Below are 15,519 nucleotides of genomic sequence, written 5' to 3'. Positions count from 1 at the left end.
GGCACCCCCTGCCCCGCCTGCCCGCTTGGTCAGCCGCGCAGGAAATACAGCACGGTCGTGACCACCGCCGTCGTCAGCAGGACGCCCCGCAGCAGTCGGGCCGACAGGCGGCGCGCCAGGTGGGCGCCGGCGAAACCGCCGACCACCGCACCGACCAGCATGGCCGTGAGGAGGAGCGGCGCGGTCAGCGCGTCCGAGGCCAGGAGGAAGAGCACGGTCGCGCTGAGGTACATGGCCGCGAGCTGGGTCACCCGCATCGGATTGCCGGCCGCGGCATCGAGGCCGAAGCCGATGCCCCACAGCGCCAGCATCAGGATGCCTACGGCTCCGCCGAAGTAACCGCCGTACACACCGAGGAAGAACTGACCGATCAGGACGGCGCCCCCACTCATGCCGACCGGGCGGCCCAGCGCACGGGTCAACGCACTCGACAGGTGCCGCCCGAAGGCGAGGACCACCGTCGCGAACGCGAGCAGCCAGGGCACGGCGGCGTCGAAGGAGGACGCGGGGAGCACGAGGAGAAGGGTCGCGCCGACAGCGCCACCCAGCACACTGATCACCGTCAGCGCCTTGGTGGACGTCGTTCCCACCGGGGCGAGTTCGCGTCGGTAGACCCACGCGCTGGTGACTGCGCCCGGTACGAGGGCGACGCGTGACACCGCGTTCGCGACCACCGGCGGCAGGCCGACGGCGACGAGTGCGGGCAGCGCCACGAAGGTTCCGCCACCGCCGATGGCATTCAGGGCTCCGGCGGCGACGCCGGCCAGCAGGACAAGAAGAGGCTCCATCACCCGCAGAGCATCACCCGTGGACAAGCGGCTCCACAATGCGGAATCGACGTTCCCAGCCTACGTCTGTTCCTTAGGCTGCTGCTGAGAGCGTGTCCTAGGATGTGCCGGTGCGCTACGACTTGGACGGCCTGCGGCTCTTCCTTCACATCGTCACGGAGGGCTCGATCACGGCGGGCGCCCGGCGCATGCACCTGAGCCTGCCCTCGGCCAGCGCCCGGGTGCGCTCCCTAGAGCACCACGCCGAGGTGACACTGCTGATCCGCGGCCGCCGGGGCGTACGGCCCACTCCCGCGGGGGCGACGCTGGCCCGCCACGCGCGCGACGTGCTCGACAGGACCGCACGCCTCGACAGCGCCGTCGCGAGCTACACCCGGTCCCCGCACGCCCAACTCACCCTGCTGGGCGGCGGATCGGCGATGCACCGGCTCGTGCCGCAGGCCCTCGTCCCGTTCCTGCGCGCCCATCCGGACACCGACGTCACCGTGTCCGAGAGCCGCACACCACGGACCGTACGCAGGCTCGCCGACGGCGAGGCGGACCTCGGGGTCGTCATCGACGACGAGGCCGGCGACAGCGGCCTGCACATGGAACCCCTGGGCGACGACTCCCTCGTCGTGATCGGCCAGGCCGGAGGAGTCCTCGACGGGCGGACCGCACTGACGTACAGCGAGGTCGCCGAGCACCCGCTCGTCGGCCTCGACGCCGGCTCCTCGCTGCGCCGCTGGATCGAGAAGCGGCTCGGGCCGCACGCCCCCGTGGTGCGCCACCGCACCACCGTCGCCGACCTGAACGTCCTCGTCTCCCTCGCCGCCGCGGGCGCCGGCCTCGCCGTCGTGCCGCGGCGCGCCATCGACCCGCGCCACCCCCTCGACGTATGCGCGTTGCAGGACCCGTGGGCTCGCAGGCGCCATCTGCTGGCGTGGGGAGCCAAGGACGGCGCGGCCTCGCCGGCCGCAGAGGCGCTCGCCGGGCACCTGCGCCGAGCAGCCCTGGAGTCATAATCCATAGTTCGTGATCGGTGATCCGTCATGCGTCATACGTAATACGTGGGCGGACGGCCGCCAGGGAGGCAGCGCAGTGAGCGAGCGGTACGTAGTGGGGCTTCGGGAGGTCGATGAGACGCAGGTCGCGCTCGTCGGCGGCAAGGGCGCACAGCTGGGCGGGCTCGCGCGGATCGAGGGCGTCCGGGTCCCGGCCGGCTTCTGTGTGACGACGGATGCCTTTCGGCGGGTCATGGCGGACACGCTGTCGCTCGACGAGCGGCTCGATCAGCTGGCGCGTACGGATCCGGACGACCGGGAGGCGATCCGGGCGCTCAGCGCGGAACTCCGCCGAATCGTCGAGGGGATCGGTGTTCCGGACGGGCTCGCGGCCGAGATCGGTGGCGCGCTCCGCGACCTGGGTGAGCGGGCCCCCTGCGCCGTCCGCTCCAGCGCCACCGCGGAGGACCTGCCGACGGCCTCCTTCGCCGGCCAGCAGGACACGTACCTGAACATCGTCGGGCCGGAGTCGATCCTTCAGCACGTCAGCCGGTGCTGGGCCTCGCTGTTCTCCGAGCGGGCCGTGACCTACCGTCAGCGGGCCGGCATCGACCACCGTACGGTCGACATGGCCGTCGTCGTGCAGCGGATGGTGCGCCCGGAATCGTCCGGCGTCCTGTTCACGGCCGACCCCGTCACGGGCAACCGCAAGGTCGCCACCGTGGACGCCGGCTTCGGCCTCGGCGAGGCCCTTGTCTCCGGCCTGGTGAACCCGGACGTCTTCCGGGTGCGCGGCGGCGAGGTCGTCGAGCGGACCATCGCCGCCAAGCTGCGTGCCGTGTACGCGCTCCCGGACGGTGGCACGGAGCAGGTGACGGTCGACGCGGAGCGGCAGACGCAGCCGGCGCTGACCGATGCGCAGGTCGTCCGGCTCGTCGAGCTCGGGCGCCGCGTCGAGGCACACTTCGGGAGGCCGCAGGACATCGAATGGTGCCTGACAGAGGCCGCCACCGATGCCGGTGGCCGCGCCGAGTTCCACATCGTGCAGAGCCGGCCGATCACGACGCTGTTCCCGGTCCCCGAGCGCGACGACGAGGACAACCACGTCTACCTCTCCGTCGGCCATCAGCAGATGATGACCGACGCGATGCGGCCGCTGGGCATCTCCGTATGGCAGTTGACGGCGATGGCGCCGATGCACGAGGCCGGTGGGCGGCTGTTCGTCGACGCCACCAAACGCCTTGCCACGCCCACGGCCCGCGCGGGTCTCCTCGGCATGGTCGGACGAGGCGATCCGCTTATCAGGGACGCCCTCGAAACCGTCCTCGACCGCGGCGACTTCGTCCCGACGCTCCCGGACCCGGCCCCCGCCACACCACCGGCCGACGGCGGCGGTCCGCCCGCCCCCATCGAGACCGACCCGGCCGTCGTCACCGGGCTGACCGAGCGGAGCCAGGAGTCCATCGCGGCCCTGGAGCGCGACATCCGTACGAAGACCGGTCCTGCCCTGTTCGACTTCCTGCTCGATGCCTTCGAGGAGCACAAGCGGGCCCTCGGCGACCGGCTGAGCATGCAGGCGATCATGGCGGGCATGGAGGCCACGTGGTGGCTCAACGACAAGCTGTACGAGTGGCTGGGCGAGAAGAACGCCGCTGACACGCTCACGCTGTCCGCGCCCGGCAACATCACCTCGGAGATGGGTCTCGCGCTGCTCGACGTCGCGGACCTGATCCGTCCGCTGCCGGAGGTGGTGGCCTTCCTCCAGGACGCCGGGCGGCTCTCGGACGACACCTTCCTGGACGAGCTGGCGAAGCGCGCAGGCGGACCCGAGGCGCGCGACGCCGTCGAGGGCTACCTGGGCCGGTACGGCATGCGCTGCGTCGGCGAGATCGACATCACGCGGCCGCGCTGGAGCGAACGCCCCACCACGCTCGTGCCGGTGATCCTCGACAACGTACGGAACTTCCAACCTGGCGCGGCGGAGCGGCAGTTCGAGGAGGGCCTCGAGAAGGCACACCGAAAGGAATCGGACGTGCTGTCACGCCTGCGCGCCCTGCCTGTGGACGGGGACATGAAGGCCGACGAGACCCGGCGGATGATCGAGCGCGTCCGCACCTTCATCGGCTACCGCGAGTACCCCAAGTACGGCATCATCCGCCGGTACTTCGTCTACAAGCGGGCGTTGTGGGAGGAGGCGGGGCGGCTGGTACGGGCGGGTGTGCTCGATGACATCGAGGACGTCTGCTACCTGACGTTCCAGGAGCTTCATGACGTCGCGTGCTCGCACCGGGTGGACCGCCAACTCATCCAGCGCCGCAAGGACGATTTCCGTACACATCAGTCGCTCACCCCGCCGCGCGTGCTCACCTCGGACGGCGAGGCCGTCCGGGGAACGTATCGGCGCGAGGACGTCCCGGACGGCGCGCTGATCGGTCTGCCGGTGTCCGCCGGGACGGTCGAGGGCCGGGCCCGCGTCGTCCTCGACATGGCGCAGGCCGATCTGGAGGCGGGTGACATCCTGGTCACGGCCTATACGGATCCCAGTTGGTCGCCGCTCTTCGTGGCGGTCGCGGGGCTTGTCACGGAGGTGGGAGGGCTGATGACGCACGGCGCGGTGATCGCCCGGGAGTACGGTCTGCCGGCGGTCGTGGGTGTGGACGGGGCCACTCGGCTGATCCGGGACGGCCAGCAGGTCCGTGTGCACGGGGCGGACGGGTACGTCGAGATCCTGGAGCACACGTGACCGATCCGACCGAGTCCGCCGCCACCCTGCGCGCGTTCATCGCCCTCGCCCCGCCCGACGACGCGAAAGAGGAACTGGCGCTCGCCCTGCGCCCGGTCCACGCCGCCCACCCCCGCCTGCGGCAGAACCGCATCGAGGACTGGCACATCACGCTGGCGTTCCTCGGCGAGCAGTCAGCGGCAGCGGTCCAGCGGCTCCTGCGGCCGCTGGCCGACATCGCGGCCGTACAGCCCTCCCCCGAGCTGGCGCTGCGCGGCGGTGGCCACTTCGACGATCGGGTGTTGTGGACCGGCGTGGAGGGTGACCTCGACGATCTGCATCTGCTGTCCGACGCGGTCCGGAAGCAGGTCAGGGCCTGCGGGGTCGACTTCCCCGAGCGTCCGCTCCGTCCGCACCTGACGTTGGCGCGCGCCCGCCGCCACGACACGACGTCCGTCCCGGAGGCGGCCGCCGCGCTCGACGCGTTCACCGGTCGGCACTGGCGCGCGCACCGTCTCCACCTGGTCGCCAGCATGCCCGGGACCGCGTCCACGCCGAGGCGCTACCAGGACATCGGGGCGTGGGAGCTCTCGGGCGGGTCCGAGGCCGGTTCAGCGGGGCCGGTTCAGCGGGACCGCTGAAGTTCTGACAGGCGGGGTGGGCTCAGGGGGCGTCGCTCTGTACGTATGTGGCCTCGTCGTCGCGTCCCCGGGACATCGGATGCACCTGGCCGTGTCCGGTGACCCGGTGGTGGTAGGCGGACATGCCCGCGCGTTCGTGGTGGGCGAACCAGTCGTGCAGCGCGGACGTGAGGTCGTGCCGGGTGCCGCGGGCGGTGGGCGTGCCGAAGAGGTTGGTGCGTTCGTCCGGGTCGTCGGCGTGGTCGTAGAGCTCGCCGGGGCCTTCGGAGCGTACGACGAGTTTCCAGCGGCCGTCGGTGATCATGCGGCCCTGGCCGTACTCGGCGAGGACGACGACCGTCTCCGGCCGCGACGCGGGGCGTCCGCGCAGTAGGTCGGCGAACGACTCGCTGACTCCCCACCGGTCGTCCGGCGGGCGGACTCCTGCGAGTTCGCACACGGTGGCGTGCCAGGACGCCGCGCTGATCAGGCGGTCACTCACGCCGCGGATACCGTCCGGGACGCGTACGACGGCGGGGACACGCACGGAGTTGTCCCAGAAGTTCAGGGGGAAGGTGCCGTTGCCCTTGCCCCACAGGCCGTGGTGTCCGCAGGAGAAACCGTTGTCGGCGGTGAACAGCAACACCGTTGATTCCCATACGCCTTGGGCCTCCAGCTCGGCGCGCAGGTCGGCGAGGCCGTCGTCGACCGCGCTGAGCGAGGCGCAGTAGCCGGCGAGGCTCGCGGCCGGGTCGTCGAACGCGGCCTGGAAGGCGCGCCGTCGGGGCTTCGTCCAGGGGTGCCGTGGTTCGCGAGGCACGGAGGGGAAGTCGCAGTCGGCGTATCGGTCGAGGTATTGGCGCGGGTGGTTGTCGATCCACGGGTCGTGCGGGGCCGTGTAGTTGACCTGGAGGTAGAAGGGGCGGTCGCGGTCCCGCTCGCGGAGGAAGCGGACGGCGCTGTCGGTGATGGCGTGGGTGAGGTAGCCCTCTTGGGCCATGGGCTCGCCGTCGGGTGACCAGACGGGGGCGTCGTAATACGGCCCTCCCCCGTAGCGGTGCGCGTACCAGTCGGTGAAACCGGGAGCCGGCCGTTGGGAGTGGCCGACATGCCACTTGCCGCTCATCATGCACGCGTAGCCGGCGTCGGCGAGGACCTCCGGTGTGGTGGGCTGTCCGGCGAGGTAGTGGTCGGGCTTGGCGTCCGGATGGCGCTCACCGACGAGCCAGTCGTGCACGCCGTGCGCGGAGGGCATCCGCCCGGTCATCAGGGACGCGCGGGCCGGGGAACAGACCGGGGACGCGCAGTAGAACTGGTCCAACTCCACGGCGTCGTCCATGAGGCGGGCGAGGTGCGGCATGTGCAGCTCGGGCATCCGGTGCGGCATGGCCCAGCGCCCCTGGTCGTCGGTGAGGACGACGACGAAGTTGAGCGGCTGGACGGGGCGCTGTTCGGTCATGCCGAAGTCCCGTTCGGCGGCCATTCCTTGAGGTCCATGGGTCGAGCCTAAGTGTTCGGGTTGCGTGGGTGGTCGGCTGCGGCGGCGCGGCCGACCACCCACGAGGTGAGGGGGAATCCCGTCAGGGGTGCACCAGCACATGGCTCAGGCCGACCGAGCCGGTGCCCTCCAGTTTGATGCGTACGTAGCGTGCTTCGTCGTTGGTGTCGAGGACGGTGGGACGGAGGGCCTTGCCGGTGATGTGTGCGGTCGTCGCGTCGGAGAAGTCGGCAGACCTGGCGAGCTGGACGTCGAAGTCGCCTGTTGTCGTCGACGCGTCGTTCCAGACCTCGACCTGGCCGACGTGCCGGAGGGCGCCGAGGTCGACCTGCCACCAGGCGCCCGGCTCGGACTGGGTGCGGGTGTCGGTCGAGGTGTCACCGTCGATCGCGCGCGCCGCGGTGGCGGTGCCGTCCGTGGAGGACTGGGTGGCGGTGCCGGTGCGGGCGAGGTCGCGGCGCAGCTGTTCGACCTTGCCGTGGGGATCCGCCCCGGCGGAACCGGCCACCTTCAGCGCCTCGGCCGGCAGTCGGTCGAGCTTGGTGTGGTTGTCGGTCATGGTCGAACCGGTGCCGGCGAGGGCGAGGGCGTCGGTGTCGGTCCAGTTGCCGGTGGCGTGGTTGTCGATGCCGTAGTCCGCCCAGTTGGAGACCCACTTGTAGCCGAGCCGGGTGAGGACGTTGCGGGTGACGGTGATGTGGCTGGACTGCTCGTCGAGGTAGATGCCGTTGCCGTCGCGCTCGGTGTTCCCGTACGCGCTGCGGTTGAGGTAGTTCCCGGAGATCACGGTGCCGGGCTGGGCGCCCTGCGTGTAGATGGCGCCGCCGTCGTGCTGGTCGTACGCGACGCGCATGGCGTTGGTGATCCGGTTGTTCGTGATGCGGTTGTCGCGCAGGACGGACTTCTGGACCTCGGGCTGGTTCCAGCCCCAGCCGACGGAGATGCCGGAGTAGGGCAGGTCGTCGAGGGTGTTGTGGTCGATGGCGGTGCCCGCCTCGTAGCCCGCCCAGATGCCTACGGCGTCCGTGTACTCCACGCCGGCGTGCCGGACGGTGTTGTACGACACCGTGTTGCGGGCTCCGGTGAGTTCGGCCGACGGCCGGGGTTCCGTGTCACCTATGTAGGCGGCGCCGGAGGACAGATCGGTGAAGCGGGAGCGGGTGAGGGTCGAGTCCTGGGTACCCCGCTCGAAGATCACACCAGCGCCGCCGAGCCGGGTGAACGAGGCGTCGTCGACGACCACGTCCCGGCCCCCGCGGACGGTGAGCGCGGCGGCGGGCTTGGTGTAGTGACGGCCGGCGTGGTCCACGGGCCCGGTGGCACCGGTGAGTGTCAGCCCGGCCTGGGTGCCCGCGTAGCCCTCGTCGGTGTCGGGCTGCCGGTAGGCGGAGTAAGCGAACCCGATGCCGGTGAGGCGGATGTCTTGGGCGCCGTCGAGGTTCACGAGCCCTTCCGTGGCGGGGGTGACCGCCTGGAAACGGCGCGGGTTCTCCCCCTCGCGCGGCAGGTACGTGACCGTCCGCGCGGCCGAGTCCCACACGAACTCGCCCGGCTTGTCGAGGAGTTCGCGGGCGTTCTCGAAGTAGGACACCTTCGTGTAGCGGCCGGAGTCGACGGTGGTGGAGTCCCAGGAGGGGCCGGTGCGGCCGGTGCCGGAGGAGGAGTTGGTCCAACAGGGCTGGGCGAACGTCATGTCGTCACCGCTGACGGAGGTGATCCGGCAGTGGTAGTTGCGCCAGCGCACCCGGATGACGGCCTCGGCGTCGGTGGGCCGCTCCCACTGGTCGATGCCGGTGCGTTGGGCGCCGGTCATGCCCGTCTTGGTGGCGTCGCACACGGAGGCGGCGCAGGAGTCGCCGCGCGCGCGGACGGCACGTACGCCGTCGACGAAGAGCTGTCGCGGGGTGACACCTTCCGGGACCGGCGCCGTCCAGGTGCCGTCGGCATTGGCGGACCAGCCGGTGACCGCGCGGCCTCCGGAGAGCACGGGCCGGGCGCCGGGGGCGGCGGCCCACGTGACACCGGAGTCCTTGCCGTCGAGGTCGAGCGGTCGGCTCAACGCGTAGGTGCCACCCGCCAGTTCCACGCGAACACTCCGACCGGCGACGGCCCGCGCGGCATCACGGGCGCCGTCGAGCGAGCAGGGGGCGACGCGGGTGCACACGGAACCGGAGCCGTGGGGCGCGGCGTGCAGGACCGCCGGGTCGGCGGCTCCCGCCTGGGCCGCCGGCAGGAGGGCGAGCGAGAGGGCGACGGCGGACATGAACACCGTGGCGGCGGTACGGGTCGAGCGGATACCGGATCTCATACGGAACCTTCCTATAGGACTGTTGTGCACAATCCAGCCCCTCCGGCGATTGAGGAGCGGGGTCCGGGGCGGAGCCCCGTGACGTCGACGAGGGCTGGGCTGAACCCACCACGGGTCAAACGCCCGTAGGCATCGGCGGATTCTTCGCCCCGAACAACCAGTCCCGCAGGAACGGGTCGACACCCCGCTCCCCCGTCACATCGACGGCATGCCGTATGAAGTCCTCACTCGTGACGGTCCGCCCCCGGAAGCGCCGCGGCCACAACCCCATCACCCGGTCGAACTTGCTCTGCCCCACATGGAGCCGAAGCGCATACAGCACGAGCGCCCCACCGTCATAGATGTTGGTGCCGCCGAGCGCCTTCGGCAGCCCCGGAGGCCCGTCGCTCGCGCGGATCGCATCCAACTTGTCGTACGTGGTCTTCATCTTGTCGGCCATCCGGGACCAGCCGCGCTCCTCGCTGTAGAGGGCGGCGTAGTACACCGCGGGCCCCTCGTTGAGCCAGGCCTGCTGCCAGTCGTGCGGGGTGACACTGTCGCCGAACCACTGGTGGGTCAACTCGTGGACCATGGTGTTCTCGTACGTGGGGTGACCGGCCGCGTCGTCCTTGAACCAGTTGGTGCCCATCAGGGTGAGCGTCGTGTTCTCGAGGGCGTCGGTGTACCCGTCGTAGATGTGCACGCCGTAGACGGAGAAGGGGTACCGGCCGAACTTCGCCTCCAGCCAGGCGAGGTGGTCCGGGGTGCGGGCGACGATCGGCGCGTAGAAGTCCTCGCGCCCTTGCGGGACGATGTGCCGCAGAGGCAGCCCAGCGTGCGAACTGCCGTACAGGTACGTGCCCTTGACGACGGCGATACCGAGCAGCTCGGTGGGCATCCGCTCGCGCAGCGCGAAGTGCCACACAGTGGAGCCGTCCCCTCGGTGGTCCTTGCCGGTCAGCTCTCCGTTGGCCGCGGCGACGTAGTCCTTGGGCGCGGTGATGTGGAAGGCCCAGGTGGCCTTGTCCGACGGGGTGTCGTTGCACGGCAGGAAGGTGTCCGCGCGCGAGGACTGCACGGCCGAGGCGAATCCGCCGTCCGTCCCGAAGCGCCAGCCGGTGAGCCCAGCGCGTGGTGCCTTGCCGTTGCCGTGGTAGCGGACTGTGGTCGTGAACGGGGTGCCCTTGTGGAGCGGGGCGGCCGGGGTGACGGTCAGTTCCTGGCCGGACTGGCCGAGGGAGAGGGCCGTGCGCGCCTGCCGTCCTTCGACGGAGACGGAGTCGATGGTGTGTCCGTCGGTGTCGAGGTTGAAGGCCGCCAGGTCGTGGGTGGCCCGGGCGTGCAGGGTCACCGCGGCCGTGAAGTCGTAGGTGTCCGGGGTGAAGTCGAAGGTGAGGTCGTAGTGGTCGACCTGGTATCCGCCGTTTCCGAGCGTCGGGAACAGTGGGTCGCCGACACCGTCGGAGCCGGGCCGGGGGTCGAAGCCGGCGGCGTGCGCCGGGGCGCCGAGCAACGGGACGGCGACCGCCGCACCGGCCGCTGCGGTAAGGAACGTGCGTCTGCCGGCGCTCACTTGGACCCCTTCTTCCCGTTCTGCTCGGCCGCCTGCTTGAACTCGGCGCGGCACGTGTCGCCGCCCGCCTTGCGCCACTTCTTCACCAGGTCGTCGTACGACGAGAGGGGCTTTCGCCCGGTGACGAGGTCCTTCACACCGTCGAGGTGCATCGTGTAGAGGCTGCCGAGGCCCTTGGAGTCCCAGGTGGGCGAGGTGTAGCCCCGCGTGGGGTCCTCGGCCAGCATCGGAATGATCTTCGTGTACGCCTCGTGGGCGTAGCGGGCCGCTTCGGGGTGTGTGGCGCTGAAGAACGCGGGGGCGGCCGAGGCCAGCTTCGTCCAGGGCACGGTGACGTCCTGCGTGCCCTGCTTGGTGAGGACGGGGGTGCCGTGCTTGTCGCGCTTGTAGTCGGTGCCCTCGACGCCGTAGTTCATGAGCGTGTATTCGAGCGAGCCGAAGGGTGCGGCGGCGAAGTCGGCGAGGCGCAGGATCTCCTCGACGCGGCTCCGGCTCGCCTTGGTGATGTGGCAGTTCTCCAGTGAGGGGTTGTCACTCCAGGCGACCGCGTCCTTGCCGACCGGCACCATCGGGCGGACGTCGAAGGACTTGTCGATGGCGGACATGGCGTCGACGTATCCGGTGCCGGTGGTGAGGTAGGAGGGCATGCCGTCGTACACGTACGCGGCCTTGCCGTTCTTGAACAGGTCGGTGTACTGGGCCTTTTGAGCGCCCGACATCTGTACGGTGCCGGGGTAGAAGCAGCCCGCCTTGTACAGCTTGGCGGCGGTCTCGATGGCGTGCCGGTAGGCCTCGTCCTCCAACTGGTACGTCCACGTGCCGGACTTGGTGTCGTGCGTCCAGAAGTACTGGGCGCCGGCCGACTGGGCGAGCAGATTCATGCTGCCGCCGGTGAAGAAGTACTGCTTCTTCTTGGTGTCGGTCAGCTCCTTGGCCAGCTCGACGAGCCGCTCCAGGCTGTCGATCTCGTCGAGGCTGGACACTCCCGCCTGCTTGAACAGGTCCGCGCGGTAGAACCCGGCGCCGCCACTGCCGGAGCGGGCGATCGGGATGCCGTAGAGCTTGCCTCCGAAGATGGCCTCCTGCCACGCGTATTCGGGGATCGCCGCCAGGTTGGGGTACTCCTTGACCTTGCCACCGGCGAGGTACGGGGTGAGGTCCGCGCAGGTGGAGGCGAGGAAGGCCGCCTTGTTGTCGACGCCGCCGGTCTCCGGGTACATGAAGATGTCGGGCAGCTGGTCACCGGCGACCATCGTGGAGAACTTCGCCGGATAGTCGTCGGCCGGTACCGCCGTGAAGTCGACCTTGGCGCCCAGCAGCTTCTCGATCTCCCGCCAGGCGACGTTCTTGCCGCGGTCCGGGGGCAGCGGGGCGAAGGTCTCGGTGACCGCCGTGATCTTCTTGGCCCCCTTGAGCGGGGTGCCCTTGGTGGCCCGGGCCAACTCGGTGGGGTACTTCAGGAACGCGGCGGGGACGCCCGCGGCAGTGCCGGGCAGGTCGGCCTCGATGCCGATGTTGCGCATCGCCGTGGCCGGCAGCAGCTTGCCGCTCTTGGCCTCCGCCTTGGCGGCCGTGCCGCCGTCGCCGCACGCGGCGAGCAGGGGCGCGGCGGCGACGCCGAGCCCGGCGCCCGCACCCCAGCGGAGCAAGGTGCGGCGGTTCATGGTCGTGGTGCCGGGCATGCGAAGTCTCCTCAACGTGAAGGGGCACACGGGAAGTCGGGGGGTGGCGGCCGGTGTGCGGGGCCCCGGGGCGTCTCAGCCCTTGACGGCGCCGGTGAGGACGCCCTTGGTGAAGTAGCGCTGGAGGAACGGGTAGACGAGCAGGATCGGCACGACCGCGATCACGAGCACGGCCATCTGCACGGCCTGCTGCGGGGCTATCGCCTCACCGGCCGCGGCGGTGTCGAGGTTCTGCCCCTGGAGGATGAAGGTGCGCAGCACCATGGGCAGCGGCCACTTGTCGTTGTCGCCGAGGTAGAGCAGGGCGTTGAAGTACGCGTTCCAGTAGGCGACCGCGTAGAAGAGGCCGACGACGGCGATGACGGCCTTCGACAGCGGCAGCACCACGCGTGTCAGGGTGCGAAAGTCGCCCGCGCCGTCGACCTTCGCGGCGTCGTACAGCTCCTCCGGCAGGTTCATGAAGAACGCCCGCATCACCACGAGGTTGAAGGCGCTGACCATGGTCGGCAGGACCAGGGCGGCGAAGGTGTTGTAGAGGCCGAGCTCCTTGACCAGCAGGAAGTTGGGGATGACGCCCGCGTTGAACAGCATCGTGAACAGGGCCGTCATCAGCAGGAAGCGGCCGCCGACGATGCCGCGCCGCGACAGCCCGTACGCCATGCCGATGGTGGCGAGCAGGCTGCACGCGGTGCCCGCGAGGGTGACCGCGACGCTCACGAACAGGGCGCGGGTGACCCGGCCTCCGGTGAAGGCGGTGCGGTAGGCGTCGAGGTTGGGGTGGTCGGGCCACAGGACCAACCCGTTGGCGTGGATGATGTCGGTCTGCGAGGCGAAGCTCGTCCCGATCACACCGAGCAGCGGGTACGCGACGAGGGCCACGACCACGACCAGGGCGAGGCCCTTGAGGAAGAGACCCGCTCTGGTGGGTCGCTCCATCCAGGGCGGTCGGGCACCCGACGGGCGGAGTTCGCCGTCCCCGGTGCTCTGTGTCGCGGGCGCGGCCTTGCGGCGCGTCCGCACGGCGGTCGTCTCAGCGGTCAGCACCTCTGTACACCCCTTCGTGTCCGAGCCGGTGGGCGAACTTGTTGGCGCCGATGACCAGGGCCGTGCCGATGACCGCCTTCACCAGGCCGACGGCGGCCGCGGTGCCCCACTGGTTGTCCTTGATGCCGTGGAAGTAGACATACGTATCGAGCACTTCGCCGGCGCCGGGGCCGACGGCGTCACGCTGCAAAAGGATCTGTTCAAAGCCGACGGTCAGAATGTTGCCGAGGTTGAGGATCAGCAGCAGCACGAGGACCGGGGCGAGGCCGGGCAGCGTCACGTGCCAGAACCGGCGCCATCGCGCGGCGCCGTCCATGGCGGCCGCCTCGTACAGGCCTCGGTCGATGTTGAGCAGGGCGGCGAGGATGATGATGGTGCCCCAGCCGGCGTCCTTCCACATGACCTGCAGCGCGAGCAGCCAGGGGAACGCGTTCGGGTCGGTCATCATGTCGTAGTGCGGCAGGCCGACCGCTTCCAGCAGGTCCGGGACCACCCCGGCGCCACCGAGGATCTGCTGGAAGATCGAGACGATGATGACCCAGCCGATGAAGTGCGGCAGGTACACGACGCTCTGCACGAAGCGCCGCAGCTTGTCGCTGACGATGCTGCTGAGCAGCAGCGCGAGCCCGATCGGCACGGGGAAGAACAGGACCAGTTGAACCAGGGCGATCTTCAGCGTGTTGCCTGTGGCCGACCAGAAGTCGGGGTCGGCGAAGGCGCTCGCGAAGTTGGCGAAGCCCGTCCAGGCGCTGTGCATGTAGCCCAGGTAGGGCTGGTAGTCCTGGAACGCCACCATGTAGCCGAGCAGCGGCACGTAGTGGAACACCACGAAGTACAGGAAGCCGGGCAGGCAGAGCAGCAGCATCACCTTGTCGCGCTTGACGCGCTGCCACAGGGTTCTGCGGAGGGTGCGGGGTACTGAGAGTGGCGCGGTAGCAGTCATGGGGCGGTCCTGTTCGGCCGGGTGGCGCAAGAACTGCGTTACTGCGGCGGCAAGTTAGTAAGCGTTTAACCCTGTCGTCAAGAGATGCGGGCAAGCCCTGCACGGTGGTGGCCCTCCAACATGACTTTTCTGAACGGGATTTGAGGCTGTGACCTGCCAACTCACCGATTGAGGCGGATCTTTGGGTTGACGGTCCCACGACGGTGTCCTTAGCGTTCGGTCATCTGATAGAACACGTTTACTGTCCGGAGGCAGGGTGCGTACCACTGACGAGGTGTCGACCGGGGCCGAGGCCGCGGCCACCGACACCACACCGCCCCCACGGCGGCCCCGTACGGTTCTGGCGATGCACTCATCGGTCGTCGACGACGTCTTCCCTCCCGCCGTGCGGGTCCGGCTCGAGGACACGGCCGACATCCGGCCGCCGCACGTCCTGCGCGAGTTCACCAGCCCGCAGGCGCGCTCCGCGCTCGCCGAGTGCGAGGTGCTGCTCACCGGCTGGGGCTGCCCGCCCATCGACACCACCGTGCTCGACGGGGCCCCCCGGCTGCGCGCGGTCATCCACGCGGCCGGCACCGTCAAGCCCTTCTTGGGGCGGGAGGCCTACGAGCGCGGTATCGCCGTGTCGTCGGCCGCCGCCGCCAATGCCGTGCCGGTCGCCGAGTTCACCCTCGCGGCGATCATCATGGGCGCCAAGCGGACCTTCCCGCTCGCGCATCTCTTCCGTACACGGCGCACCCACCGCACCGACGCCGACCTCGACCGGCACCACTGGCTCGGCACCCGCGGCCTCACCGTCGGCGTCGTCGGCGCCTCGCACGTCGGCCGCCGGGTGGTGCGGCTGCTGCGCACGCTCGACGTCGAGGTCCTCCTGTACGACCCGTACATCGAGGACACCGAGGCCGTCCTGCTCGGTGTCACCCGCACCGACCTGGACACCCTGCTCACCACGAGCGACGTGGTCACCCTGCACGCGCCCGACACCGATGAGACCCGGCAACTGCTCGACGCCCGCCGCCTGGACCTGCTGCGGCCGGGCACCCTGCTGGTCAACACGGCGCGCGGGCCCCTCGTGGACACGGAAGCCATGGTGGAGCATCTGGTCAGCGGGCGGATCGACGCCGTGCTCGATGTGACGGACCCGGAGCCGCTGCCCGCCGACCACCCGCTGTGGGACCTGCCCAACGTCCTCATCACGCCACACATGGCGGGCGCCCAGGGCAACGAGGTGGGCCGGCTCGGCGCGCTCGCCGTCGACGAGCTCACGCGGTACGCGCACGGCGCCCCGCTCGACCACCCGGTCCGCCTCGACGACTTGGAGCACATCGCGTGACCGGGCCCACCCCGCACGGCATAAGCTCTGGGGCGGGCGGAGCAGG

Annotated in this window: 11 protein-coding genes; 4 read left to right on the top strand and 7 right to left on the bottom strand. The window is 70.2% G+C overall.

Annotated elements, in window-relative coordinates; translation table 11 throughout:
• Positions 1-29: 29 nt before the first annotated feature.
• Positions 30-791: a sulfite exporter TauE/SafE family protein gene (locus ACWD2L_RS10065; protein WP_451188327.1), complete on the bottom strand. Its 762-nt coding sequence runs from the start codon at positions 789-791 to the stop codon at positions 30-32.
• A 107-nt stretch (positions 792-898) separates the two neighbouring features.
• Here ACWD2L_RS10065 and ACWD2L_RS10060 point away from each other — a divergent pair, with 107 nt between their 5' ends.
• The 3 genes from ACWD2L_RS10060 (at position 899) to thpR (ending at position 5,134) form a co-directional block, all read left to right on the top strand.
• On the top strand, positions 899-1,792 hold the full coding sequence (locus ACWD2L_RS10060) for a LysR family transcriptional regulator (protein WP_451188324.1): 894 nt from the start codon (positions 899-901) through the stop codon (positions 1,790-1,792).
• Positions 1,793-1,868: 76 nt separating this feature from the next.
• Positions 1,869-4,514, top strand: a complete 2,646-nt coding sequence (gene rph, locus ACWD2L_RS10055) for a rifamycin-inactivating phosphotransferase (protein ID WP_451188321.1) — start codon at positions 1,869-1,871, stop codon at positions 4,512-4,514.
• Entirely contained in the window at positions 4,511-5,134 is a 624-nt protein-coding gene (thpR, locus tag ACWD2L_RS10050; protein ID WP_451188318.1) for an RNA 2',3'-cyclic phosphodiesterase, read from the top strand. The genes rph and thpR overlap by 4 nt, the downstream gene beginning before the upstream one ends.
• Before the next feature lie 22 nt (positions 5,135-5,156).
• Here thpR and ACWD2L_RS10045 read toward each other — a convergent pair whose 3' ends face one another.
• From ACWD2L_RS10045 to ACWD2L_RS10020, 6 genes are all read right to left on the bottom strand, one after another.
• On the bottom strand, positions 5,157-6,596 hold the full coding sequence (locus ACWD2L_RS10045; RefSeq protein WP_451188315.1) for a sulfatase-like hydrolase/transferase: 1,440 nt from the start codon (positions 6,594-6,596) through the stop codon (positions 5,157-5,159).
• Positions 6,597-6,693: 97 nt separating this feature from the next.
• Positions 6,694-8,919 (bottom strand): galactose-binding domain-containing protein, encoded by a 2,226-nt coding sequence (locus tag ACWD2L_RS10040; protein WP_451188312.1) that lies wholly within the window; start codon positions 8,917-8,919, stop codon positions 6,694-6,696.
• Between the two features lie 115 nt (positions 8,920-9,034).
• The gene (locus tag ACWD2L_RS10035) at positions 9,035-10,471 is read right to left on the bottom strand and encodes a M1 family metallopeptidase (protein WP_451188309.1); all 1,437 of its coding nucleotides are present in this window, start codon (positions 10,469-10,471) and stop codon (positions 9,035-9,037) included.
• Positions 10,468-12,153 carry an extracellular solute-binding protein gene (locus tag ACWD2L_RS10030; protein ID WP_451188306.1) on the bottom strand — a complete coding sequence of 562 codons (1,686 nt, stop codon included), beginning with the start codon at positions 12,151-12,153 and terminating at the stop codon, positions 10,468-10,470. The genes ACWD2L_RS10035 and ACWD2L_RS10030 overlap by 4 nt, the downstream gene beginning before the upstream one ends.
• Positions 12,154-12,228: 75 nt before the next feature.
• Positions 12,229-13,089 carry a carbohydrate ABC transporter permease gene (locus ACWD2L_RS10025; RefSeq protein WP_451189372.1) on the bottom strand — a complete coding sequence of 287 codons (861 nt, stop codon included), beginning with the start codon at positions 13,087-13,089 and terminating at the stop codon, positions 12,229-12,231.
• A 94-nt stretch (positions 13,090-13,183) separates the two neighbouring features.
• Entirely contained in the window at positions 13,184-14,140 is a 957-nt protein-coding gene (locus tag ACWD2L_RS10020) for an ABC transporter permease (RefSeq protein ID WP_451188303.1), read from the bottom strand.
• Between the two features lie 346 nt (positions 14,141-14,486).
• Between ACWD2L_RS10020 and ACWD2L_RS10015 the strand changes: the two genes are divergently transcribed.
• Positions 14,487-15,473, top strand: coding sequence for a hydroxyacid dehydrogenase (locus ACWD2L_RS10015; protein WP_451189369.1), 987 nt, complete (start codon positions 14,487-14,489; stop codon positions 15,471-15,473).
• The last annotated feature ends 46 nt before the right edge of the window (positions 15,474-15,519 follow it).

Source organism: Streptomyces sp. NPDC002754, from assembly GCF_053592315.1.
Note: the sequence above shows the minus strand (reverse complement) of the source record. Positions and strands in the feature narration are given on the sequence as shown.